The following is a 23669-nucleotide window of genomic DNA, read 5'->3' on the forward strand; positions in this document are numbered from 1 at the left end:
CTCGAATCGGCTGGCACGGGTGTTGCGGGCAGCTCAGTCAGCGAAGTACTAGTTAACCAAAGCTACTGCACCAGGCTCGAAACCTCACCCCCAAAGGACTCGAAACTAATTGGCACATTATTAACAACCAATTTCCCAGAATCGAATCTTACATGAACGGCGCCAGAATTTAGATAAAAATCTCTGCTTTCCTTGCATGCTGAATCACGCTTTGCCAACACGGTCATGGCTGTACCGAAGCTCTCCATGTATCCTGAAACTTCACTATTCGCCTTGTGATCATTCGGGAATAACAATCTGGCAGCCCACTCAATGTCAAATCCAACGTTGTGCATGCATTTTAGCGGCAAAGCCTGTCCCAAGTCATCCTCGGTCCCATGAGAGGTTCTTGCCACGCAAAGATTAAAATAGGCACAATACGCCCTAACGAAAGAACTTCTAGTTAACTCGTTCGGCAGGAATGACCTGAGCCATCGATCCATTTTTTCCGCGTCTCGAGTGAGTGATGCGAGAAGCAAAATTAAATCTATTCGACACCCTGCTTCTTGCAAAGGAACTTCAGATTCTGGGTATTCATCGGCAAGACCAGCATTTCGCACCAAGTCGGTGCCCGGGAACATTTGAACGAGCAATGCCTCCAGCTCGTCTCTGATCGCACATCGGTCAACAATTGGTAGCCCGGAAAGACGCAAGAGGGCTTCGCCAAATGCAACCCAGAACCATTGCATGAAGCTCAGATAGTAATAGTTGGCCCCAAAGTGCGGTGCTATTGACGTTGGAAAGCTTCTTGCTATACAGCGTGATAGCATTCTTGCCAAGTGCGTTGCCTGCTCCACTAAATAGTGGGGGCCACGCCTCCCCGTCACTATTCCGTAGTGAGGCAATATGTGGGAAGCGGAGAAATCCAGCCACCGTCCGGACAGGCACACATTTGATGGGCCGACGCCTCCGTGTACGAATCTCTTCGAGATAGCTCTTGCAATTTGCTCCGCCTGCTTCTTGAGTAGAGCGTCAAGCGCGCGCGTAGAGGCAGTTGTAATGAGGGGCCATTCATTGCGCGACAACTGTAGATGTTCGCGTGCCCATTCCCTCATCGATATCGTTCGCAATGCATCACCTTCTGCGAGGTCTGGCGAAAGGAAGTGTCGCGCAGGCATCAGGTGTGCGAATCGAATATCAAACTCGCGAAGTAAAATACACCTGGGTACGATTTCAGCCGAACCAGCTGAGCCCGGGTACGCCGGTATGAAAGTCTCGGTCGCAATCGCGGCGAAGACTTTGGTGACGCCATGAGGAAGCGCGGCTTCAGCGAAACGGGTGAAATAGACTTCCCGCAAACAGTCTTGCAGTGAGCTTCCACCGAAACTGTGCCAAAAAGGTGCCGACATGGCTGCGAGAGGCGTTCTTCCCAAACCTTTAATTTGGATATCGCCGACTACTCCGCAGCGTCCTGAGCCACCATTTCTCCCTACGCCACGACCGCCATATCGATCCGCGAGAGCCAGGGCATCACCGTCGTGCTTCAGGTGACCAATTTCCCGCGCGACAGGTTCGCAATAAGCAAATTCAGCCGGATCATCAGCCATGTTCGACCACAGCACCTTTGGCTGCGCTAGGCGTCGAACAGGGAATCTAACGAAGAGAGACTCCGGCAGTCCTGATGGCACTACAACCTTTGTAGAAGTTTCACTCTGCCCGTGGGGGATGACGGCCTGCACGTGAAGCGCCATGAAATGTCAATAACAACTTTGCGTCAGTAGCCTTTCAATAGAGCCTCGACCGGAAAATTTAGTCCGACAGATTCCCAAACCGACGCCACTCTATGTATAGCTGCGTTGCTCATTTCAGACCAATCTGACCGCTTCTCGATACCAGGTTTGCCGATATAGAAATCGCCAGCAGCCGACTCGGATCCAAACGCATTTCGCCACTGATCAGCAACTTGTATCATCGAATACTTCTCATAGGGAACTACCGTAAAATTCCCAGGCTGGAGAATTCCGCATAGCGCCATTCTATAGTGATAGAGCTCCCAATATTTTACATAGACATGGAAGTAATCCATGATTCTGCATTCTGAAGCGTCCTTAATGAGCCATGACACGTCTCGCTCCGCCCATCGCTCAATGTTTGATCTCGCCTCAAACTTCTCCCCAGCTGGCATTCCACCGGACTTGTCGATGGTAGACAGACAGGCTGATACAGGATTTCGGACTGTTAAAAAGTAGTGCGCGTCAGCCCCAAAAACACTCCTAAATAGGGCGCCGGCGTAGACTGCTTTCGTCAACTTTTTCGGAACGACGACTCGCCCTGATTTCGGCCGAGCATTCCTAGTGTCGAAGTACATTTCCACGGTTGTCAAATATTGAGCGAGCGCACTCAATATTTCAATCCAGGTGTTACCAGGGCCGATTTTGAATGGCCTTGCGTCTGGGAAGCCATCGTGCGCCACAACCGCAGGGACCGCTTCTGGATTGTAGCCTAGCGCTTGATAGAGCTCTGAAGTGAGGTACGAACCACCCGTTCTAGGGATACCAACAACGCAAATGAATCTGAACTTGTCATGAAACTCAGTTAGCTTGTCCAAATTTCCAGTTGTCAGCGCCTCATTCCAGCTCGCAACCCGGCGAATCGCATGCTGACCTTGCTCAGACAACAAAATTCTCTCAATTCTTGCCGCGCGACTAATCTTTGAGAATCTGTTTGAACGCGTCTTTTCTGTTACCTGATCCGACCATTCTTGAGTGCCATAGCCCTGATCATCCAAGAGGTGGCAGAGAAAATCTACGAATGCCGCAGACAGCGAAGCAATGACGGCAGACTCTTGGGAGTGCATATTTCAAGTGGTAACAAGTCTCGTCCAACGACCAGTCGAGGACGACGAGGTATTAAGCAGCCATGCCCGCTTCTACCTATCGTTAGGGCGTACGCCAATCTTCACCTTTTGCGATTCGCATATCTAGTACCCATCGCCCATCGGTAGCAATAAGAAGGGTAACCCAATAACGCCCACACTTCTAATCAAGGAAGCCATATGTTGCAACTCCGCATTTGCCCGAGGTTTCCCTCTGCACGGAGTCGCCCCGCCCTTACTAGTATGGGAATTCTGCCTTGAAAAAAGTCTAGTGGTAAGTCCCGCAATTCCGGCGGAAGCGCGGTGAGTGCCATACCAATTGCCCTCGCGGCCAATTCTTTCGAGTGCGAACAGTTGGAAACTATCGCAGCATCAATTGTCTCGATATCTGCCGCTGCGAGAGACTCGGTAAAGTGCTCAGAGACAGATTCAGCAGGGCCCTCTGATTCAGCTACTGACGACCGCAAAGCTGGGCATATCTTGAATGCTTCCTCGCGATCAATCTCCGTGGCATTTGCAAGCAAGCTGGCAAATTGTCGAAGGTAGCGATCTCGCGCCTCGCCGTCGGGCATGGATTCGACTTCGATTGCGGCCGCTCGCATTGCTGCACTCGCATGTGCCAGCAAAGCCTGCAAATCGTCATGTTGAGCGGGACTCATAGCTACTTCCTTGTCGGACTGCATGATGACATAGAGGGCTAACCGTGCATATATTTGACAGTGCCCTCTTCACATCTCCATATCCGGATGCTGCATGCAACAGGTGCATCGTTGTCATGCCGGCCAGATGTCTTGGGCAAGCATCTCATGGCGCTGGAATCGTGGGACGTTGCCGTCGTGGCGAATGCAACCGCAGCGTTCCGAGCTCTAGCGCAAGCTATCGGGCCTGAACCACCCCTCCAAGATGGAGATCACCAGCGGATGCTGGGCCAACGGGCTTCCCGGCCACAGCACGCTGGTTAACCATGGTCTGCCTAGCTTGCTCGCGCACCTGCAGATGGGCAAGCACAGCTTCGGCAGCCTGCTCGGCGCTCAAGGCTAAGGTATCGAGCCGAAGCTCAGGTGCGGTGGGCGCTTCGTAGGGCGAGTCAATGCCAGTGAAGTTCCTCAGCTCGCCCCGGCGCGCCATGGCATACAGCCCTTTTACGTCCCGCGCTTCGGCTACCGCCAACGGCGTGTCCACATGGATTTCAATGAACTCGTCCTGATCCACCAGTGCGCGCGCCATTGCGCGTTCAGCCCTCAAGGGGCTGATTAGCGCCGTTAGCACAATTAAACCGGCATCCACCATCAGTTTTGCCACTTCCCCGACACGGCGAATGTTCTCCACCCGATCGACGACGGTAAAGCCAAGGTCGCTGTTGAGCCCTTGGCGCACATTGTCTCCGTCCAACAGGTAGCTATGACGCCCCATGGCGAACAACTTCTTCTCCACCAAATTGGCGATCGTACTTTTGCCTGCCCCCGAAAGGCCAGTGAACCAAAGCACGACTGGCCGTTGGACTTTGAGCGCGGCGCGAGCAGCCTTATCTACATCCAAATGTTGGCAGTGAATTTGCCGAAGGTGGGCTCGGGAATCGGCGGAGATGGTGTTAAGAATACGGGAAATCTCGGAGGAACTCATCGAACCTTCTCCAGCTGAAGCTCGATCTGATCGTTCATGAGAAAATCGCCTTTGCGCCCGATTGTGTGGCAGTCAGCACATGATAAAAATATGTCTTGGGCGCCTCGATCGTATGGAAGTCATATGAAGCCAAATGGCTTGCATTGAGGCGACCAACTGCGATGGTCGCCCACCAATCCCGTAGTGCCAAGCCGATTTACTGCTTACCGAGCCCTTCCGACTTCAGCGGACCCAATGGGGAATTCTGACAGAGGCGAAGTTCAAACCCCCGAAGTAGATCACGAGATTTAATACCTGAAGGGCTATACAAAGATCGATAGTCCTCATTTGCTGCGTGTCTAATAATATGATGACCCGCTGCTGGAGCTACTGGAGCTACTAGAGGAGCTACTGGAGCTACTCGATGAACTACTGGAGCTACTCGATGAACTACTAGAGTCCGAATCGCCACAGTCGCCTGCAAACGTATTGACGAGATTGCTTGGATCGAAGGCAGTCTTGACCATGTTTCCTCCCGCCCTCGCTCTTCGAGTTCGCCTAGCAATCGTCCGGCCTGCACCATGCCACTCCTGAAGGCCTGATACCGCAGCTTGCATAGGAACCACACCGGCCCTAAATCCCACTTTAAATGGCAACAAGTCGAGTTCGGCTACTCGACCCCCGGCTTTCACTATTTCATCAGCTCGTTCGACTCTGCCGGCGAACGAGAGATAGAACCTGTGAGTGGTGTAGCTAATAGGCTCCTTCTTCCAATGCTTCATTGCAAGTCGCGCAATGAAATTGTTCAAACCCACTTCAATCGATGGGTCGATAGCGTTAAGGCTATCGGACTTGATCATGGCAGGTATGATTTGCCTCATACCAAAAGCAGCCAAAGAGGGGCCTATTACCAGTGACCCATATTTTGAGTTGCTTGGGGTGAAAAGCTGGAACGTCGACTGCGCCTCTGGAATTTTTTTGCTCTTGACACGCACCACCAGCTTGAGTAGCTGAAGGGCAAGGGCACTGCCGTTTGAATGCGCGCGAATAGGTTGTAAGAGTGGCGTAGCGCCAAGAATTTTCCCGACTTCAACGCCCTGCGAATCACGCAAAATCCACGCATTCTTCTTCTTGAGATGCGTGGTAAGCCTTAGGGAAATTGATTCCTCCATTGAGTATGAAAATGGCTCGAGGCTGCCAGTAATAATTGTAATTTGCATAGTCAAGCTCCCATGGTTTCCGCGTCTTTCATCGCGACCGCCCTCGATTTCTTATTCCGCTTTAGGTTTCTACTCCTAATTTTTTGCAGATCGAAAGTCTTGGATTCCCAGGTTTGCGTAGCTAGTTTATTGAGGCCAATAAGCAAGGTAAATTGAAGCTTGGTCGGACCAGCCAAAACACTTTCATCTAAGCGCAGGCGGCCGCGCTTGCTGTAGTCGCCCCGAGGCGTCACCTCAAGGTTCCTAACGACAGTTGCTACCAGATTATTGTTCGCTTCTCCAGGCTTAACTAACTTTGGGTTGGCTGCAGAGATAATTATTTGAACGGGGAGCTTCACTCCCCGTCTCTCACGCTCTGCAGCACGAAACCAGAATGAGACAAAATGGCCCCGGCGCGCAAATCTGAAGCGATAGTTGTATTGCTTCCAGGCTGGATCTTTACCTACTGCCCCAGGCGCGGCGGCAACACCACCTCCCGCCAGAAAGATGATTGGCGAAAGAACTATCGAGCGGCGACGAATTCGTCCCGAATCACGGTTTTCATCGTTGTTCAAGATATACCTCCTTTTTAGGCGCCCATCAGCATTGACACTGACATCGGTTGAGCCAGCATTGATCAATTTGGGGGCAGGCAGTGCGAGATTGCTTCTTCAGTTTCCGGTGGCCTCATCATATTCAGCTTGACAAGCCTCTCCGTCAAAATATCGATTTACCGCCACTTGTGCTAGGCAAAACGTCCGCAAGGCGGCGTTGGTATAAAATAGTCTCCAACAGGTTTGTTCGCCCGCAACAGCAAGTGCATCAGCACCCCTAAGGCAATCAGCAAGTCGCTTTTCAGGCGTCGGGCAACTGTATGCCGCCCGAATGAGTCTTCCGCTGACGAACGCCGAAGAATAGGGGCGCTTTAGAAGGAAGTCCCTCTTAATTCCTACCCCACTAATACTGACGGTATAACCCCGATCAACTACAATCTCTGCATCGCCATTGGCAGCATCTCCGTTGGTGGGCACGGAGGGCTCTGCCAGTTCTCGACGTTGCGCACAATTTTCTGCTGTGCCCATAATTTCAGCTGGCTTAGCAGGCTCCTCCACTTCGGCAGGTGGGTTTTCCGCATGCGCGCCGCCTGCAAACCAGAGGGCGAAGATCGAAAGAATCATTCTTTTTTGCATCTATAACTCCCAAGTATTTGCTTAAGATTGACAGCACATCGTCCAACTGCTGGCGACTGCAATACAATTCATAGGCGTCGTCTGAATGCAAGAAATCTGCGCCCATTCAGATATTGCGGATGCCAATAATTTGATTTCTTGGTGGCCTTACTATTGGTTGGCGATAGCAAGGTCGGCTTGATATTTGGAACCAAATACATAAGGTGAGTAAACCCCAAAACAACTTGCGAACTCATGGGGCCGCACTTCTGGTGTCGCTTCTAGCTTTCATGCTCCGTCGAACCCTGATGAGGCAGATCATCAGGAAGAGGATTCGTAGCAACTACTTCCGCTAGGTCGTGCCGCTAGGACAAAACACGCTAGCATCAGCTTTAGTGCGCAGGAATCAGTAGTTGTACCGTCGCATGGAATGGGGGCATGCGGAGTTCCCGCAACCTTTGCGGGCGCAATGGACCGCCTCTGCAATCGCGGCGGCGCTACTCTCTTGAGGCGGAGGCAACTGAACCTTCGCTTGCGACGCCACCACGGTTGACAGACTCAAGGTCGTTAACCAGCATAGGCAGCGATGATTGAGGTGCTCCACGTACATAGACTGGCAAGCGATGCCCCTCACCCAGTCGGCGTTGGAACCCCTAATGAGGCGGGCTTCAAGGCCGTCAACGACCGCTTCGGACATGCCGCTGGCGACCGCTTGCTTCAAGTCGTCGAACTGCGGCTCCAGCAGTGCATGCGCGGCCACGACACAGTGGCGCGGCTGGGCGGTGACGAGTTCGTGCTCGTGCTCACCCAGTTGCATGGCGAGTCAGAGTGCAAGCGCATCTTGGAGCGCGTGCTGCGCAAGGTGGAAGAGCCTGTCGAGGTGGGGCCTGACCAGACGGGTACCGTGTCAGCCAGCAACGGCGTAGCCTTCTGTCCGAAAGACAGCCAAGACCCTGACGAATTGATGAGGCTTGCCGACGCGGCGATGTATGCAGCGAAGCGCGCGGGCAAAAACGCGGTCCGAGGCGTTTAGTACGCCTGGCGCGGACACTTGCTCGCTTTGAAGTCACCTCGGAACTCAGAATCAGCCGGCCGTAGAGGCTGGCCGCCAATGCCGCCGGCTGATTCTGGAGCCATATCGGCCAAGAGTCGGATTGCGCCGGTTGATCTGGCCCCCGCCGCACCACAGCTGCTGGGCGCGGCAATCTCGGTTCAGCAGCTACGTGACGACCACTTGGTCCGCATCCTGGCGGAGGCCGGACAGAACAGTGCCGGCGTCGACGCTCACCCAGGCGCGGACTTGGTGGCATTGACGCAAGCGAGGGTGCTCGACTTGTCCATTCGGCTTCAAGCATTCAAGACCGAGCTCGAGTCGTTTTGCATAGCCAGACGGCCGGTAAGAAATCGAGCGAACGGCAGCAATTGACTTCAGCGCGGTCCAGAGACCGCATCGCGCGTCGGCAAGCCGCAACAGATCGGGGCTACCCCCACTTTCTCGAATCCATACCTAGCGGGCCAAATGAGGTGATCTGCTCAAGAGAAGCAATGCCTGGGAGGGCGCCGTGGGAGCGTTGGAATCCGTCTTGTACATGCCCGTGCTCAAGTGGAAACTTGGGGAACAGACGGCGATCAAGCCGTTGTCTGCAATGCAGAAGTCGCAACTGCTGCCGGTGGCGGAACTTCAGGATCGCCCGGTCAACTGGGAGACGGACGAGTACAGCAAGAGCTGGGATGACCACATCGATGCGGTTGTCAAGAAGACAGTGACGCATTGGGGCAAAAGCCTGGAGATTGGGTTTGACCAGAACCTCACCTCAGACGATGGCTTAGTGTCCGGCCCGGGCACAGTGTGGGCCTACCTCTTCAATCAGCTTTGGGGCGCAGGCGTACAGGCGGTCCCCGTGCTGTCGTCCCGGGCTAGTGCGGCTGGAGTAGCAGCCATCGTTGCCGCGTCCAAAAGCGCGGGCCGGACCCGCTACATCTTGCGGTATCGGCTGGCGCCTCCCGTTGAAGACGTCCCTGCGCCGATGATTTCGCCCGCCGAAGTGACCAAGTGGCTGAAGACCGTGCAGAAAGCGACAGGCGTGCCGGCATCCGAGTTGGATGTGGCGTTCGACTGTGGCCATGTTGGGCAGTGGGATCTGACAGAGCGAGCGCCTTGGGTGGCGGACGTCATCGCGGCCATCAACGCCGCTGCATCTTGGCGTCGCATATTCCTGGTGAGCGGCGGCTTTCCAAAGAACCTCGCCGGCGTGCCCAAGGGCACACATCAGATTCTTCGGCACGACTGGGCGCTGTTCCGCACTGCCAGCCCGCTAATTCATTCCAAGGGCTGCGAGGCCCGCTTCGGGGACTACGCCATCAGCCACATTGATCCGTTCGACGCCGATCCGCGGTTGCTGAAGATGTCCGCCAACCTGCGTTACACGCAAGCCGATCAGTGGTTCATCCTGAAGGCCGGCAGTGTGCAGGACAAGGGCTTTGGGCAGTACCGTGACCTGTGCAAGTTGCTTGTCGGGCTACCGATCTACCTCGGCAAGAAGTTCAGCCACGGTGACAAGAATTACAACGACATCGCGGTGGGAGCGGTGGAGGGCCCCGGAAATGCAACGCACTGGAGACGTGACAGTACAAACCACCACGTTCATGTTGTGCTGCGCCAGTTGACCGGTGGCACCTTGCCCTAAACGGGCGGACAGTCAGGCGCGCCAGCCAGGCCGAGCCTTCAGGCACTCGCGCACGTACACGCCAAGCTCTCCGATTGGCATCGCGGCGGCCAGACTTTCGTACAGGACAAGCTTCGGCTTGGACTTGAGACCCTTCAAGAGGCCGAGTGCTTCAAGCTTGCTGAGCACTTCGTCCCGCCAAAGCAGTCGCACCAAATGTTCGCCTTGCCTCTTCTTGTTCGGCTTGGCCGTACGCGCCTGAGCCAATGAGAGTCCCGCAGGCCCCTCTTTCGCTACAAGGATGCCCCACCAGGTCGGCAGCACGGCGCGCGCCTCCGGAAGGTGATCGGCCGTCGTGACCAGCCATGCATATTCAAAGATCGCGTCATAGGCTTCGACCTGCGCAGGTAGGCGCTTCAGCGTGTCCTTGCCTGCCTTGATCTCAAACGCCTCCAGGGTCCCGTTGACCAGGGCGACGTCGGCACGGACGGCACCCCATGCGAGAAGTAGCTCGTCGACCAACAGATCCTTCTCACCAACGCGCGGCGCAAGGTGAGCCTTCAAAACGGCTCGGAGCTGGTGATCGTGGTTGGCGGACTGCATGGGTAGGCGGCGTGTTCGGAAGTCTATCTCTTTCTATGCAGTTTGCTAAACTAAATGCATGAATGTGCACGTTGTAGCTAAGGCCCTACTCACCTTCATGGAGCAGAAGGGCTACAGCCAGACTAGGCTATCTAAAGAGACAGGAATTCCGCAGTCAACGATCAGCCGCGCCCTGAATCACCCGACAAGGCTCACCAAGACGCACCGTGCGCTATGCAAATTTTCTGGCATACCTGTAGAGCATCAGCCGGCAGCCGGATCCCTTCAGGACGAGTTGGTGGCTGAACTGTTGGGCGTATGGGACGGGTCGAGAGAGCATGCGCACTCGATTGCTAGACTCCTGAGGGCTGCCGCCGGCCTAGAAGCGCACGCAATCGATCGTGCAGGCAAGCCACGCAGATCCCATGGCTACCGATAACAAGTCCGCTCGCCGATTGATGGGGTCCTTCAAGGAACTCGGGGTCACTGCTGCCCAAGTCCGCAAGCTGATGCCCGAGTGGTGGGATGACGAAGCGGCTGAGGACGAAGGCGGAATGCTGGAGCTGCAAATGCTCCTGGCTCGACGGCTCAATGTGTCGCTGGAAAGTTTGCAGCAGGCACCGCCCAAGCCAGTTTTCCGTGACGCGGTTCGCCGCTTCAAGACGGTCCACCCAGAAGGCTCAACGCAGCTGGCCGTCGCGGCCAGCATTGCCAACGGACTTGCGCAGTTGATTGACAGCGCTGTGCGCGGAGCGCCGCCGCCACTGGCGATCACGCCGGCGCAATTGCGTTCCGAACTACTGGAGCTCGCTCCTGCAGTGACGCTTGAAGCGTTGTGCCAGTGGTCTTGGAGTCATGGCGTTCCCGTCGTGCATATCCAGGGCTGGCCAACCAGCCTGAGACGGCCGGACGCGATGTGCGTGCGTATCGGTGAACGACCAGTCATCCTCGTCGTGCGCAACGAGAAAACGCCCGCGAAGTTGGCGTACTTGATCTGTCACGAACTCGGGCATGTCCTACTTGGGCATCTGCGGAACATCGGGAACGCCGTGCTCGTGGATGACACCCTACCCGTAGACAACCAGCGGTCATTCCACGACGAAGACGAAATGGCGGCCGATTCCTTCGCGATGACCGTGATGGGTGGCGACAGCCTGCGCGCCGCAGCGAACAGCCTGCTGGGCAAGAAGAACTACACGGACCTCAGCCTGGCGGTGGCCGCGATGGATGCCGCTCGCGCGCACCATCTGGACGCGGGTCAGGTCATCCTCGGCTGGGCTCGCCTCGCCGACGACTGGCAGATGGCCAACATGGCTCTGCGATTCCTTATGACGACGGGCCCTGCGCCCGAGGTTATCAATGCATTGGCTAGGCGGGCCATCGACGAGGACGCGTTGTCGACCGATGGCAAGGACCATCTCATGACGCTGACCGGAATGGACTTCGCCGGCCAATGAAGTTCTACATCGATTGCGACGTCGCAGTGAAGCTGGCGAAATGGGGGCTCTTGAGGCGCTTCACTACGCACTTGACCAAACAGGGCAACGCCAAGCTGTATACCGTCAAGACGCTGCGCTTCAAGTTCAAGCTGCAGGACAAAGCAAAGGCCACGTCACTCCTCGGTAGTACGGAAGCAGTTGAACAGCTCATTGACTTCCTCGGCGTCTGCGAAGAGGCCAAAGGCAAAGATTTGGCCGTCGCAAGTGCACTGGTTGACGTACCTGCTATCGATGCCGGCGAAGCGGCGCTGTTTGCCGCTGCAGCTCAGTTCGATGCCGTGCTGGTTGACACGGGTGACAAGAATGCAATCCGGGCTCTGGGTGCACTCGGCGCGAACAACCCCGCAGTCAGCGCCTTGCAGTCCAAGATCGCTTGCCTGGAACAGACCATCGACTACTTGGTTGCTCGGTGGACCTTCCCCACGGTCAGTGCTGCAATCGCAACCTGCTACACCGCCGACACGGCCACCGCAGACTGCTTCAAGGGCAATAGCGAAGTCGCCGCGCGCCAGGCGCTAGAGCGGCGCATCCAGGCGTTGGCAGGAGCGAGTGCTGGCGTCCTGCACACCAGACCATTCGCCTGGATTCCCTAGGCCGCACCGCTGCCGCCTTGTATTGCACATGGTGCCGTGGACCTGCCGGACGCTCGCGGCGCTACGAAGCCTATGGATTGGAAGTGCGCCGCATTTCCAAAATGAGGCATTGGCTAAGGCGCTGCCAGATGCAGCTTTGCGGCGTCGACTCGTGCGAAACGCGTCCGCCGTCCACGCGGCTCTCGCCTCAGGCGACCCGGAATTGGCCCGACCACTCAGCGGCAATCCGGCTAGACAAGCGACGCGGAAGAATGCGCCTATGGATCATCTGCACCGTGAAGCGTTTGCCCGCCGATGCGCGTCGATTCGCGAGAGGCGGGACAACCACTAAGCACTGTTGGGCGGACTTATCGCTGAGGCTCGTTCTATCCTCGACGACGTTGACCCTACGATTCAAGGTCGTGCCGGCCGCGAGCAAATTGCGGCCATGGCAGCGAACGCCATGTTGGTGACCGCCCGGAATCCATTGAGCACGCTCATTGATACTTGCGATGCCCTATTTGTCCATCCAAGAGTAGGATCGCGCCGCTGGCCCTGCGTCAGCCCTGCTTTTCCTCCCTGAGCTTTAGGCGCCGCTCGTGTTGACAGCGACGGCGTTGCGCCCCGGCCCATGGCCGGGGCTTTGTTTTTTGGGGAAGACATTCCGCTCAACCACAAGAGGCCCCAATGCATCTTGGGATCGAGAAGAACTCAGGCGCCGTCTTCGAGGGCATGAGCAATCTGGACATGCCCGTTCAACCCAGTCGGCTGTGAGCCACTCAGGACGTTCCGATATAAAAACGGCGGAGATGTCAAGATCGCACCCCGCGATGTCGAAAGCCAGTCAGGCAAGAAGCGAGTCGACAACGTGAAGTTCATGCGTTTGCGCTGACGCATGCAGTCAACCTCACGCGAGCATGTACGGCCCTAGCTTGTCCGTGATGCGTAGTGGCGTCGGCGATGACACCCATCGGTCATTGCGGGTAGTGAGCATGCCGCCTCTCAGCCTGTGCGCAAATGTCGCCAGCTGATTGGCGTTTTCACTTGGCTGCGCCTGAAGCACGACGATCTCGACAGCTTGCGGCGTTGCATGGTGTGTGTCGGGTTGAGCTGGGGCCACAGCGGAAGGGCCCAAATACGTCTCTGAGCAGATGCGAGTGAAGAAGATGGTTGTCTGCGCGTTGTAGCCAGCTGGCGGATTGGTACTTTTGACCTCGACGGTCACGCTTCCCGATTGAGCCGTTCCGTTCCAGTAGTCCGTTGGGGAACCGACCGGACCATAGTTGTTGCCCCGCTTCGCCGGCGTCTGGACCGCGTTACGGCCGGTCCGCGTTGACGAATGCTTCCAGGTCTCGCGCGAGGCGGGGATCTATGACGAACGCCTCCTGCGACACGCCCAACCGCGCAGCCACGAACGGCGCTAGGCCCGGAATGCCGCTCGCGTGCGCCGGCCACGTCAATCTGCTTCCTTGGGGCACGTCCATGTACTCCTGCGCAAACGACGGCACGTAAAAGCGTAACGGCCGCCACGTCGCATCGGCGATGTGGGTCGCAATCGCCAGGCCCTCGACATCCAGGTCGCCGAAATGAAGCCACCGGCAACCTTCCAACGATTTCAGCAGTTCGATGGTCGTCTCGACGTTCCAGCCTGGCGACTCGACGTAGACGCAGCCCGGGACCAGCGGGGTGTCGATGTAGGCGCCGCGGTTCTCCAAGGACACTACCGTTACATGCTGAGGCCCGTGGCCTGACTGCGCCCAGCCCGTGCGCCGGCGCCACTGTCGCTCGGTCACCAACGCTTCCCCTTCCTCCTCCGTCAAGGCCTGCAGAGGATGGATCCGATCCGGCCACGCGAGTTGCAGGTCCACACTTGCCCGCAGCCGCATCACCCAGTCCTTCGTCAGTTGCCCCGGCGCCGGCAGCCTGGCGGCATGCTTGGGCCCCAGGCCCGTGGCCGCCATCCAGTTCCTGCGGTTGAGGAAGGCAAACGCCGTCCGCTGCGAGCGCAGCCTCGGCAGACAGGCCACGTCCGCCGCGTCATACGGGTCCAGCCCCAGCTGGCGCAGCAGTGCCGCATCGGCGGCCCAACTGGGCAGCAGCGCGGCCAGCCGCGCCAGCAGCGCCTCGCGCGCCGGCAACCGCACGGCCCATTCGTCCCGCCGGGTCGTGGGCTCCAACCACCCTGCCGAGCGATAGCGCTGAATCAGCGACGTGTTGCGCCGCCCTTCCTTGGCCAGCCCCTTGTCCATCAGCCGCATCAGCAGCGCGACTTCAAGCGTCTGCATGGCCTTCTCGCGGATGGACCAGGGCACGGCGCATCACCACCCGCTCGCGCGGCTCATATTCGCGATGCAGCGCGTACAGCACACAGGGATAGGCCGGCTCCAGCTCGATGGCGGTGACGAGCATCTGAAAGCCTTCGCGGCGGCACAGATCCACGACCACCTTGTGGCCCTCCACACCCAGGCGCTGAACCTCGTCGGCAATAAAAACTGGCGTGAACTGGCTGGCCGGTACCGGCCCAGCGTGGTGCAGCGACCGAGCCAGCATCAAGGTCGCCGCCAGGCCACCGCCGATGGCTTCGCCGCCGGACAGGTTGCTGGCCAGTTCCCAATCCTTGGCTCCCTTGCGCAGCACGACCAGCCGCACGTCCATGTAGGTGCGGTAGTCCATCAGTGCCGAGCCGTCGTAGGAGGCGTCGTAGACCTCCTTGAAGAGCCGCTCGAGCAACATATGCACCGGTACCTCGTTCTCGGTCACAAGCAACGACAGCTGGGCCGAAACGCCCTCCAACGCTGCCATCAAGTCGGGCTTGGGGGCCGCCTTGAACTGCAGCCCGATGACGTTGCCGAACACGACGCTTGCTGCCAGCTTGTTCAGGTCCTCAATGCGGCTCATCTGCCGCCGCACATCCACGAGCACCGACCGCGGCAGGACCGAAGCCTCCATGCGCAATTCGTCCTCGTGCTCCCGCAGCTGCTGTTCCAGGTCCGCACGGGTGCGCTGCATCTCGTCCAGCAGCGATTCGTCGGGTTCGTCCGCCACCTCAATCGGCAACCGGTCCCGGAGCATGCGAACCAGCACTGGCCACAAGGCAGCGCAACCCACTGCGTCGTCGGCCGAGACGGCTACCACGACCTCCGCGATGGGCTCGCTTTCCTGGCGCAGCAGTGTGACCAGATCGCCTAGGCGCCTGGTCTGTTCGGCGCCAAACCGCGCGCTGGTCGGGTCTCCCCAATCTTGCAGCTGGGCCGCCTGCATCAGCCCGGCGTAGGTCGCGTCCAGGGCCTGCTGCACGCCATCCGTTAGCGTGAGCAGCGTTTGCTGCAGTTGGTCCAGCTCGGCGAGTTCAGCCTGGACCCCAGTGAGCAGCGCTTGGGCGTCATCGCGGCGCCGCAGGGCTTCGCGTCGTTGAACGTCCACCTCGCCAAGGCGCTCCAGATGCTGAGCGGCCCTGCCCTCGAACTGGCTCGACAGCGCGTCCAGCGCTTTCACCGCTTCGCTGGCAGCGTTCTTGGCGTCGGCCAAGCGTGTCATCGCCACCTGATGCGCTTCCTCCAGGCTGACCCGCCGAAGAGCGTGGGCAAGGAACAGTCGAATGCGCCCGACGTTCTCGGCAGCCGTCCGGGCCTGCGCGGCGAGTTCGGCATCTCGCGCGAGGGCTTGGCGCAGCTGCTGCTCGGGGGACGCCTTCGCCGCTTCGAGCTGTGCGCACCGGGCCTTGCGAGCCTTCTCGCCGAGCGTGGCGTGACGGCGATCGGAGGAGACGACATAGCCCTGGGGCGTCCGCAGCACGTGCCAAGCGCCCGCACGGCGCAAGTCCGGCGCTTGCGGCAGCTCGCGCCGTAGCCAGAAGCTGTCGGGCAGTGCGGGATCGTCCGGCAGCGCGGCCAGGGTCTCCAGGAAGGCCTCCGGCGAGGCCCCGAGCACTCCCTCGGTCAACGTGGTCAGCGACATCTCGACCGCCCGGCTGTCCTCGATAGTGAGCAACGCCGCCGCCTCGACCAACGACGTGCCGCCCAGCTGCTCCGCTAGCAGGCCCGAGCGCGAGAAAGTACTACCCTGCAAGGCCGCGATGTCCCGATCCAGTTGGGCCAGCGTGGCGCGACACCCGGCGGCGGCGGCTGCCTGGGCCTGCCGGTCCTCGTCGATGGCCGAATGCAACGCGTCGTAGTCCGCGACCTCGCGCCCTGCGCAGAGCGTCCTCCATAGCGTCTCGCCGGCATCGAACGAGGCTAGGGCCTCACCGGCGCTGCGAGCGACCTCCTGGGTCGACGTCACCAGATCCTGCGCCAACGTCACGGAGAGCTGCGCGGACGCCATGCGGCCCTGGCGCTCCAACTTCAACTGCTGCTGTTGGTCTCGCACCAACGCCTCGATGTTCGACAACTCGGCAAGGATGGGGCCCGCGCCTTCGATGGTCGTGATGCAGGACGCCTCGCTGTGCCGCAGGATCGCCTGGCGTTCCTGCACTGTGTCACGCTGCTGTTGCACGCCCCAGATCGCCGCGCACACGAGTTGCTTACCCGTGTCGAAGACGGTCTTCAGCAAGGACAGATGGCGCCGTGCGTCCGCCAATGTGCGCTTGGTGCGGCTGAGCTGGGCTGCGCATTGCTGCAATCGACTCAGCGCTTCCGGCACACGCGACGCCTCGGGCAGCAGGTAATCCTTCAGCCGGGTGGAGACCTCCGCCGACAGGCCGCCGCGGAACGTCGACTCGATCAAGCGGGCGTACAGCGCTCGGTCTGATAGATCGGATAGCGGCGCAGGCAGGATGCCTACGTCATAGAGGAACTCACCGTATTCCGACACGGACTTGCAGATTCTCAAGTCCACGCCCTGGCGGGCCAACCCGGCGCGCAGGTCGTGCAGATCCACGAATGTTTCATCGTCGCCGTCGACCAGGCGCAGGTAATCCTGCAGCGGGGTGTCTTCGCTGGCGTTCATCAGGTGCCAGCCGGTCAGCACCGCGCCAGAGTCGGCCGATGCCACATGGATGCCGGCGACGATGCGGGATCCGTCGCGGCTGCGGACGTCCAGCGCCACATACGCAAAGCCGTACTCGCGGTTGATGCGCACGGCCAGTTGGTCCACCTCTGCCTGGGACGGGTCGTTGACACTGGACAGCGGCCGCAGGCGCAACGACTTGCGATCCGGCAGCAGCGCATAGGCCAGGCATAACGCGGCCGTCGTCTTGCCCGCGCCGCTGGGCCCGGTCAGACCGGCAAACACCTCGTTCTCGAAGGCCACCTCTTCATAGTCGATGCCGCGCCAACAGACCAGCGCGAACTTATTCAGCCTCGGCTTCATCGTCGCCCTCCCCCTCGCCGTCGCCCGCTTCCTCGCCGGCCTCGTCCAGTTCATCGGGATCCAGCACCACCCCGCGGCCCTGCAGCGACAGCGCGCCGAGTTCGTCGGGCTCGTTGCCATGCCGGGCCAGCTCGGCAAATCGATGGATAGACTCCGCCGGCGTCAGCGCGTCGCCCTTGATACGCACGAACCGCAACCGGGCGAGTTCCCGCAAGGACTTCTGCATCTGCTCATGGGCCCGCGCCGGCGCCACCGTGCGGCCGTGCCGCGGGGCGTAGATGCGCAGCAGCTCGGTCTTCGTGAGCGCGGACTCCAGTTCCTGCACGATCTGCCGCACCGACAGCACGCCTGACGTGCGCGTGATCTCCGGGTCGCGGCACTTGCTGCACACGAACTGTCCCATGTGCATGGTGCTGCGTGGTAGGCGTCGAGTCGGAATCAGGCCATCCTGCGCCTGCAGGAAAAAGAAGCCGTCCGGGTGCTGCACCAGCGTCGCCTGATAGCCGGCGTAGAACCGCTGCAACTCGTCCAGTTGGGTGCTGAGGTACTCGTAGTCGGCGAAGTCCGATCGATTAACCTGCCCGCCGCTGCGCAGCAGGACATCGACCGCTGCAAACCGAGGATCGATCGTGTTCATCGCTGTATCACCCTGAGTTCCTCCAGCACGAAATGGTCAAACGACACCGGTGCCCGCTGCGTCGGATCCAGCGCACCGTGCGAGACCAGGAAAGCCATCAGCCGCGGCAGGTACCGCAACACGTCAATCGACTCGCGGCCTGCTCGCTGCATCGCCTCGCGCAGAACTTCGCTCCAACGGACCTGCCCGCGAGCCAGGTGCTCGTTGGCCAGCTCCAGCAGGATCCGAGGGAACTCGTCGACCTGCCGGACGTATTCCAGCGGGCTGTAGTCCGTCCTCTCCCGGCGCAACTGCTTCGTGCGGCGGCCAACGTCGTCGGCCTCATTCCTGAGCCGGTAGCACTTCGGGGCGTCGGGCACCGCCAGCGTCCAGGTCGGTGCCACGGTGATAGCGCGTTTGAGGTGCGCCGTGACGCGCCGTTCGCGGTCGACCCGGATGACGGTGCGGATCAACTGGTGCACCGACTGGTAGTGCAGCGTCCAATCCCGGCTGCGCTGCGCGGCCCATTCGAGCACCGAGAGTAGCCGCCGCTCGACCTCCGCACAGGCGTACAACTCGCCAGCCAGGCTCGTCTCATGCCGACGCAGTTCCCCGAGCAAGCTCAGGCCGGTCGTGCCGTAGGCGGTGCTGGCATCGTGGAGGTCACGGATGGTCGTCTGCACCTCGCGCAGCTGTGCCTCGCACCGCACCAGCGCGTCGTCACTGCCGTCCGACAGCAGTCCGGGAATCTCGTCTCGCAACTTCGCATGCTGGCGATCCAGGCTGACCTGGTGCCGATGGATGCCGTGCAGCAGCTCTCCCACCACGCTGCGCAGCGGCAACTCGACCTGGGCCTGCCAGGCCACCAGTTCGATCACCCCCGGCAGCTTCTCCACCATCGCTTCGATCTGCGTGTTGAAGGCACGCAGCAGCGCGACGAGAGGCGCCCCGGTGAAGCGGGCGCGGTCCAACTCCCAGGCGACCCACGCCAGGCCAACGGTGGTGAGCTGGTACTGCGCCTCGTCGGGATGCCCGACCTGGTGCAGGTCAACGCGCATCAGGCAATCGCCGTCGACGAGACGGCTGAGCGAACCGGTCAGCCGCATGCGGGCCTTCGCGGTGTCCAGCGCCTCCAGCCGGTCCAGCCGGGTCGACAAGGTCAACAGATCGCGCACTGTCAGGCAGAACGCGCCGGCGCGCCGTTCCAGCGCATCATGGACCATCAGCAGCAGCGCCAGATCGCGCGCTTCGAGCTGCAGCGAACGCTGCTGCACCAGCAGTTCGTGAGCGATCTGCATCACGGCTGGTGCCTCCATCGCTACAGCACCTTGAGATAGGCCGGGTTCAACTTGTACTGGTACGAGGTGCCGACACGGGCTCCTCGCACCAAAAGGCCCAGCCGCAGCAGTGCATGCACCGACCGGACCGCCGTCAGCCGGCTCAGACCCGCTCGTTCAGCCAGCTCGGTCAGCGACACCACCGCCACCCCACCCCGCAGTTGCGCCGCCAGCAACCAGAGCAGCCGGTGCTGGCTTGCGGGCAGCTCACCGCGCGTCAGAATCGACACGCACAGCGGCGTCAACAGCAAGGTTGGAAGCTCGCTCTGCATGAGAGTAAGTTTGTTGATACTAGTATCATAAAGTTTACTTTCCCGTATTGGTGCGCCCAAACAGGACTCCAATGGGATTGCATGCGGGATTTTTAGCCCAGATTTCGAACAGAGGTTATCGTCAATGATAATGACAGGATGACGGAAGGCAAGCGCGTTGGCGAACACCCTGAATCGGCTTGAGGCTCGGTTTCAACGGCTGGAATCCGTCCTGCTCTGGGAGGGACAGATCGACAACACGCGTGTGCGCGACCTGTTCGGCATCCAGAACGTGCAAGCCAGCCGGTTGCTCCGCGAATTCAGCGACGCGCATCCCCACGGCCTGCAGCGCGAGTCCGCCCTGGCGGCCTACGTAGCGACGCCGCGGTTCCGACCAGCGCACGCGTCTGGCACGCTGGAGGAGTACATGGCACAACTCGATGCGGGCTCGCCAATCCGGGCCGCCGTCGAGGACACACGGCTGGAGCTGACGCTGCCCGACCCGGCCGTGTTCTCGGTGCTGGTCCGTGCGTGCGTCAGCCAGGCCGCGGTCAAGATGCGGTACCGCTCGATGACAACTCCGGATGGCCGGGTGCGTCTCATCTACCCGCACGCCCTCGTGCGGGCCGGCCGCCGCTGGCACGCGCGCGCTTGGTGCTTCGAGCGCGAGGAGTTTCGGGACTTTGCAATCACGCGTGTGGAGACCGCCGCCTTGGCGCCTGAGGCGCCGCCCCGTCCGCCTTCGACAGACCGCGGCTGGAACACCGAGGTGGAGATCGAGCTGATCGCCCATCCCGCCTTGACGCCGCCCCAGGCCCGGCTCATCGCTTTCGAGCACCTGGCCAGCCAGCCCTCGCGCGTTCTCAAGCTGAGAAGTTGTTTGGTCGAGTACGTGTTGCAAGACCTGCGCGTAGCCGTCGATCTCACCCGCCAACAACCGCCGGAGTACCAGTTGGCCGTCGCAGATGCGTCCCGGGTCGAGCGCTACCTGTTCCAAGGCGGAGGTGGCGCCTAGCGGTCGGTGCTGCGCACCAGTTGCACCGCCGTCGCCGGCGCCCTACAATGCGTCCAGTTTCTTTATGGATCTAGAAACTGGATGAAACAAGATATGGCTACTGACGACATCACTGCGAAGACGACGGAGCGCTGGGGGCCCGAGCGGCGCCTGGAGTTCATCGATTTCCGGCTGAGGTGGGACGGCAGGATGAATCGCGCCGAGCTGGCGGAGCACTTCGGCATCTCGATGCAGCAGGCCTCTGCCGACCTGGCGCGGTATGCGGAGCTGGCACCCGACAACCTGGCCTATGACAAGAGTGCCAAGGCCTACCGTGCCACCCCGGGCTTTAAGCCGCTGTCGCCGGCCAGCGACGCGCGCCACTACCTGGGCCAGTTGATGGACGTCGCCGCCGGCACCGCGTCGAGCGCTGCGTCGTTCATCGGCTGGTTGCCGCCGAGCGACGTCATCCACTACCCGGCGCGTGCCGTCAGCACGCCTACCCTGCTGCAGATCCTGTGGTCCATCCGAGACCGGCAGGAAGTGCGGATTACCTACCAGTCGATGCGCCGGCCGAGCGCGAGCGCCATCTGGATCGCCCCGCACGCCCTGGGCAGCGACGGCTTGCGCTGGCACGCGCGCGCCTGGAGTCATGCCGACGGCGAGTTCCGAGACTTCGTGCTATCGCGCATCCAGACGATCAGCAGCGTCCGAGCGTCGGATGTGAAGCCAGCCGACGACACGCTGTGGTTCGAGCATGTCGACATCGTGATCCGGCCGCGCGATGGCCTGACCCCTGACCAGCGGCGCGCCATCGAGATCGACCACGGCATGAAGAAGGGACGTCTGGTCATTCACTGCCGCAAGGCGCTGGTGCTCTATGTGCTGCGCCAACTGCACTTGGATCGGCCAGGCACCGCCCCACTGCTGGAGCAACCCTTGGAATACGAAGACACGCCTGAACTGCAGGCATTGATCGCAGCCGCCAGGAAGCAACCTGAAACCGGCCCCCACCCCATCGCTCACAAGGAGAGTTCGCATGTCTGACGTCAAGCCCATTTCGCACCACTTCTACGTCGACGGGAAGGAGTACTCGACCGACAAACCCAGCTTGACCGGCCTGGAGATCAAGACCATCGCCAGCGTCCCAGGCGAGTACCAGCTCTTCCTCGAGGCCGAGGGCGACGCGCCGGACCGCGCCATCTCCGATGGCGAGGCCGTGCAGATCGTTCGCAAGGAGCACTTCTTCGCTGTTCCCCCCGCAACGTTTGGCTGAGGTGACCCATGCATGAGGCGCAACTCGAAGAACTCAAACAGCGGATCAGTCAGAGGAACTGGGGCACGGAGGTCACGATGGCCGACATGCCCAACGGAGGCAAGCTGATCAGGGTGGTCGGAATCCCGCTGACGGGCTGGAACCGGACGCACGCCAATGTGCTGTTCGTCGCCCCGCCCGGCTACCCCAGCGCGATGCCGGACTGCTTCTGGGTCGAGGAAGCGGGCCTGCGCCTGGCCAACGGAGACACGCCTCAAAACACGAACGACTCCAACCCCATCCCTGGCGACACGCAGCCGCGCAGCGCCACTTGGTTCTCGTGGCACGTGCAGAGTTGGAACCCCAACAAGGACTCGCTGACGAGCTTCTTCCACAGCATCATGGACCGCCTGCGGCCGGCACGATGACGACTGAGCTGAGCATCACCGAGGCCGACATGGCTCTGCTGCGCGAGCAGCTGCTGGGCGCGGACATCGAGCGCTGCGCGGTGCTGTTCGCCACCCACAGCCAGCGCCGCGATGGCAGCCGGCGCCTGCTGGTGCGAGAAGCGGTGTTCCCGGACGCCACCGACTACACCACTCAGGGGCCGATCGAGGCACAGTTGAGCCCGTTGTTCGTGGCGAAAGTGACTAAGCGCGCTGCCAAGGACAAGTTGGCGCTGGTCTTCGTGCACACGCATCTCGATTCGGGCGTGCCGCGCTTCTCCCTGGTCGATGACCGCGGCGAGAAGGCATTGAAGGACTTCCTAGTCATGCGGGGCATCCAGGGCGAGCACGCCGCGTTGGTTCTGAGCGAAGGTGGCCTGCGCGCCCGGCGGCTGGGAACTGAGGAGGAACTGCGCGTGGTCGTGCTGGGGAGCAAGCGGCACGTGGTTTTCGACCCCGACGCGGACGACTCGGCCACCGACCTGGCCTTTGATCGGCAAGTACGTGCGTTCGGCGCCCAGGGGCAAAAGCAGTTGGAGCAGCTCTGCGCCGCCATCGTGGGCACGGGCGGCACCGGCTCCATCATGGCGCAGCAGCTGGTGCACCTGGGCATCCGCAATTTCATCCTCATCGACCCGGACGTCGTCGAGACGACCAACCTGAACCGCGTCGTCAACGCCACGCGCGCAGATCTTGGCGCCAACAAGGCCGAGGTCGCCGCGCGCTACCTGAAGGCCTTCGACGAGCGGGTGTCGGTGGAGGTGGTCGAAGGCGATGTCGTGGTGGACTCGGTAGCCCGGCGCCTCGTCGACGCCGACCTGATCATGTGCTGCACCGACTCCCATGGCAGCCGCTCGGTCATCCAGCAGGTGGCCTACCAGCACTTGATCCCCTGCATCGACATGGGCTCGACGATCATTCAAGCCAATGGCGAGGTCAAGGGCATCTATGGCCGGGTGCAGTTGCTCGCGCCCGGCCTGCCGTGCCTCTGGTGCAGCGAGCTGCTGAACGCGGCCGAGGTGCGGCGCGACATGATGAGCGAGTCAGAGCGCAAGCTCGACCGCTACATCGTCGGTAGCCGCGAACCGGCTCCGTCGGTGGTGTCCCTCAACGGCACCGTGGTGTCGCTTGCGGTCACGATGCTGCTGGGCGTGGCGGTGGGCGCGCCGCTGGAGGCCACCCGGCTGATGTACAACGCCCGCACCCCCGCTCTGCGCTCCGTGCGCGGCACGCCGAATCCGGATTGCTTCATCTGCTCCCGCAAGGGCGCCCTGGCCTGGGGCGATCACCGTCGCCTGTTTACCCGATTGGACTGAC

At 60.4% G+C, this 23669-nt stretch carries 23 protein-coding genes and 1 pseudogene; 10 read left to right on the forward strand and 14 right to left on the reverse strand.

All coding sequences use genetic code 11. From position 1 onward, the window contains the following. Positions 1-62 precede the first annotated feature (62 nt). From ABDJ85_RS00970 to ABDJ85_RS00995, 7 genes and pseudogenes are all read right to left on the reverse strand, one after another. Positions 63-1586, reverse strand: coding sequence for a hypothetical protein (locus ABDJ85_RS00970; protein WP_347702856.1), 1524 nt, complete (start codon positions 1584-1586; stop codon positions 63-65). 167 nt (positions 1587-1753) lie between these two features. Then, positions 1754-2836 (reverse strand): hypothetical protein, encoded by a 1083-nt coding sequence (locus ABDJ85_RS00975; protein ID WP_347702857.1) that lies wholly within the window; start codon positions 2834-2836, stop codon positions 1754-1756. A gap of 185 nt (positions 2837-3021) precedes the next feature. Next, entirely contained in the window at positions 3022-3537 is a 516-nt protein-coding gene (locus tag ABDJ85_RS20305) for a DUF3658 domain-containing protein (protein WP_430765504.1), read from the reverse strand. Positions 3538-3829: 292 nt separating this feature from the next. Next, positions 3830-4426, reverse strand: a pseudogene (gene cysC, locus ABDJ85_RS00980) (adenylyl-sulfate kinase); the annotation flags it as partial. A 389-nt stretch (positions 4427-4815) separates the two neighbouring features. Continuing rightward, positions 4816-5676 (reverse strand): hypothetical protein, encoded by an 861-nt coding sequence (locus tag ABDJ85_RS00985; protein ID WP_347702858.1) that lies wholly within the window; start codon positions 5674-5676, stop codon positions 4816-4818. Positions 5677-5678: 2 nt separating this feature from the next. Continuing rightward, positions 5679-6230, reverse strand: coding sequence for a hypothetical protein (locus tag ABDJ85_RS00990; RefSeq protein WP_347702859.1), 552 nt, complete (start codon positions 6228-6230; stop codon positions 5679-5681). Positions 6231-6326: 96 nt separating this feature from the next. Continuing rightward, positions 6327-6845, reverse strand: a complete 519-nt coding sequence (locus ABDJ85_RS00995; RefSeq protein WP_347702860.1) for a hypothetical protein — start codon at positions 6843-6845, stop codon at positions 6327-6329. 565 nt (positions 6846-7410) lie between these two features. On the opposite strand from ABDJ85_RS00995, the gene ABDJ85_RS01000 reads away from it, so the two are divergent. Continuing rightward, positions 7411-7857 (forward strand): diguanylate cyclase domain-containing protein, encoded by a 447-nt coding sequence (locus tag ABDJ85_RS01000; RefSeq protein ID WP_347702861.1) that lies wholly within the window; start codon positions 7411-7413, stop codon positions 7855-7857. Positions 7858-8413: 556 nt separating this feature from the next. Beyond that, complete coding sequence (locus tag ABDJ85_RS01005) at positions 8414-9511, forward strand: beta family protein (RefSeq protein ID WP_347702862.1); 1098 nt, start codon at positions 8414-8416, stop codon at positions 9509-9511. 12 nt (positions 9512-9523) lie between these two features. Here the strand turns inward: ABDJ85_RS01005 and ABDJ85_RS01010 are convergent, their stop codons facing one another. Further along, positions 9524-10093 (reverse strand): sce7726 family protein, encoded by a 570-nt coding sequence (locus ABDJ85_RS01010; RefSeq protein ID WP_347702863.1) that lies wholly within the window; start codon positions 10091-10093, stop codon positions 9524-9526. Between the two features lie 97 nt (positions 10094-10190). Here ABDJ85_RS01010 and ABDJ85_RS20310 point away from each other — a divergent pair, with 97 nt between their 5' ends. The 3 genes from ABDJ85_RS20310 to ABDJ85_RS01020 are packed head-to-tail and all read left to right on the forward strand — an operon-like array spanning position 10191 to position 12164. Further along, positions 10191-10511 (forward strand): helix-turn-helix domain-containing protein, encoded by a 321-nt coding sequence (locus tag ABDJ85_RS20310; RefSeq protein ID WP_430765514.1) that lies wholly within the window; start codon positions 10191-10193, stop codon positions 10509-10511. Continuing rightward, on the forward strand, positions 10498-11529 hold the full coding sequence (locus ABDJ85_RS01015) for a phage exclusion protein Lit family protein (RefSeq protein WP_347702864.1): 1032 nt from the start codon (positions 10498-10500) through the stop codon (positions 11527-11529). The genes ABDJ85_RS20310 and ABDJ85_RS01015 overlap by 14 nt, the downstream gene beginning before the upstream one ends. Then, positions 11526-12164, forward strand: coding sequence for a hypothetical protein (locus ABDJ85_RS01020; RefSeq protein ID WP_347702865.1), 639 nt, complete (start codon positions 11526-11528; stop codon positions 12162-12164). The genes ABDJ85_RS01015 and ABDJ85_RS01020 overlap by 4 nt, the downstream gene beginning before the upstream one ends. An 886-nt stretch (positions 12165-13050) precedes the next feature. On the opposite strand, the gene ABDJ85_RS20315 is transcribed toward ABDJ85_RS01020, so the two are convergent. Genes ABDJ85_RS20315 through ABDJ85_RS01045 form a run of 6 tightly spaced genes read right to left on the reverse strand, consistent with a single transcriptional unit; the run spans position 13051 to position 19678 of the window. Further along, positions 13051-13512 carry an RNaseH domain-containing protein gene (locus tag ABDJ85_RS20315; RefSeq protein WP_430765515.1) on the reverse strand — a complete coding sequence of 154 codons (462 nt, stop codon included), beginning with the start codon at positions 13510-13512 and terminating at the stop codon, positions 13051-13053. Then, positions 13460-14428, reverse strand: coding sequence for a DUF2399 domain-containing protein (locus tag ABDJ85_RS01025; protein WP_347702866.1), 969 nt, complete (start codon positions 14426-14428; stop codon positions 13460-13462). Before ABDJ85_RS01025 ends, ABDJ85_RS20315 begins: the two co-directional genes overlap by 53 nt. Then, positions 14415-17453: a hypothetical protein gene (locus ABDJ85_RS01030; protein WP_347702867.1), complete on the reverse strand. Its 3039-nt coding sequence runs from the start codon at positions 17451-17453 to the stop codon at positions 14415-14417. The genes ABDJ85_RS01025 and ABDJ85_RS01030 overlap by 14 nt, the downstream gene beginning before the upstream one ends. After that, complete coding sequence (locus tag ABDJ85_RS01035) at positions 17434-18090, reverse strand: chromosome partition protein MukE (RefSeq protein ID WP_347702868.1); 657 nt, start codon at positions 18088-18090, stop codon at positions 17434-17436. The genes ABDJ85_RS01030 and ABDJ85_RS01035 overlap by 20 nt, the downstream gene beginning before the upstream one ends. Continuing rightward, complete coding sequence (locus ABDJ85_RS01040; RefSeq protein ID WP_347703813.1) at positions 18087-19367, reverse strand: hypothetical protein; 1281 nt, start codon at positions 19365-19367, stop codon at positions 18087-18089. Before ABDJ85_RS01040 ends, ABDJ85_RS01035 begins: the two co-directional genes overlap by 4 nt. Before the next feature lie 20 nt (positions 19368-19387). Then, positions 19388-19678 carry a hypothetical protein gene (locus tag ABDJ85_RS01045; RefSeq protein WP_347702869.1) on the reverse strand — a complete coding sequence of 97 codons (291 nt, stop codon included), beginning with the start codon at positions 19676-19678 and terminating at the stop codon, positions 19388-19390. A gap of 157 nt (positions 19679-19835) precedes the next feature. Here ABDJ85_RS01045 and ABDJ85_RS01050 point away from each other — a divergent pair, with 157 nt between their 5' ends. The 5 genes from ABDJ85_RS01050 (at position 19836) to ABDJ85_RS01070 (ending at position 23668) form a co-directional block, all read left to right on the forward strand. Then, on the forward strand, positions 19836-20672 hold the full coding sequence (locus ABDJ85_RS01050; protein WP_347702870.1) for a helix-turn-helix transcriptional regulator: 837 nt from the start codon (positions 19836-19838) through the stop codon (positions 20670-20672). 6 nt (positions 20673-20678) lie between these two features. Beyond that, on the forward strand, positions 20679-21698 hold the full coding sequence (locus ABDJ85_RS01055; RefSeq protein ID WP_347702871.1) for a helix-turn-helix transcriptional regulator: 1020 nt from the start codon (positions 20679-20681) through the stop codon (positions 21696-21698). After that, on the forward strand, positions 21691-21927 hold the full coding sequence (locus tag ABDJ85_RS01060; RefSeq protein ID WP_347702872.1) for a multiubiquitin domain-containing protein: 237 nt from the start codon (positions 21691-21693) through the stop codon (positions 21925-21927). The genes ABDJ85_RS01055 and ABDJ85_RS01060 overlap by 8 nt, the downstream gene beginning before the upstream one ends. Before the next feature lie 77 nt (positions 21928-22004). Then, positions 22005-22334, forward strand: coding sequence for an E2/UBC family protein (locus tag ABDJ85_RS01065; RefSeq protein ID WP_347702873.1), 330 nt, complete (start codon positions 22005-22007; stop codon positions 22332-22334). Beyond that, complete coding sequence (locus tag ABDJ85_RS01070) at positions 22331-23668, forward strand: HesA/MoeB/ThiF family protein (protein ID WP_347702874.1); 1338 nt, start codon at positions 22331-22333, stop codon at positions 23666-23668. The genes ABDJ85_RS01065 and ABDJ85_RS01070 overlap by 4 nt, the downstream gene beginning before the upstream one ends. Position 23669 lies beyond the last annotated feature (1 nt).

Source organism: Roseateles paludis, assembly GCF_039872745.1.
In the GTDB taxonomy this organism is placed as follows: Bacteria; Pseudomonadota; Gammaproteobacteria; order Burkholderiales; family Burkholderiaceae_C; genus Pelomonas; species Pelomonas paludis.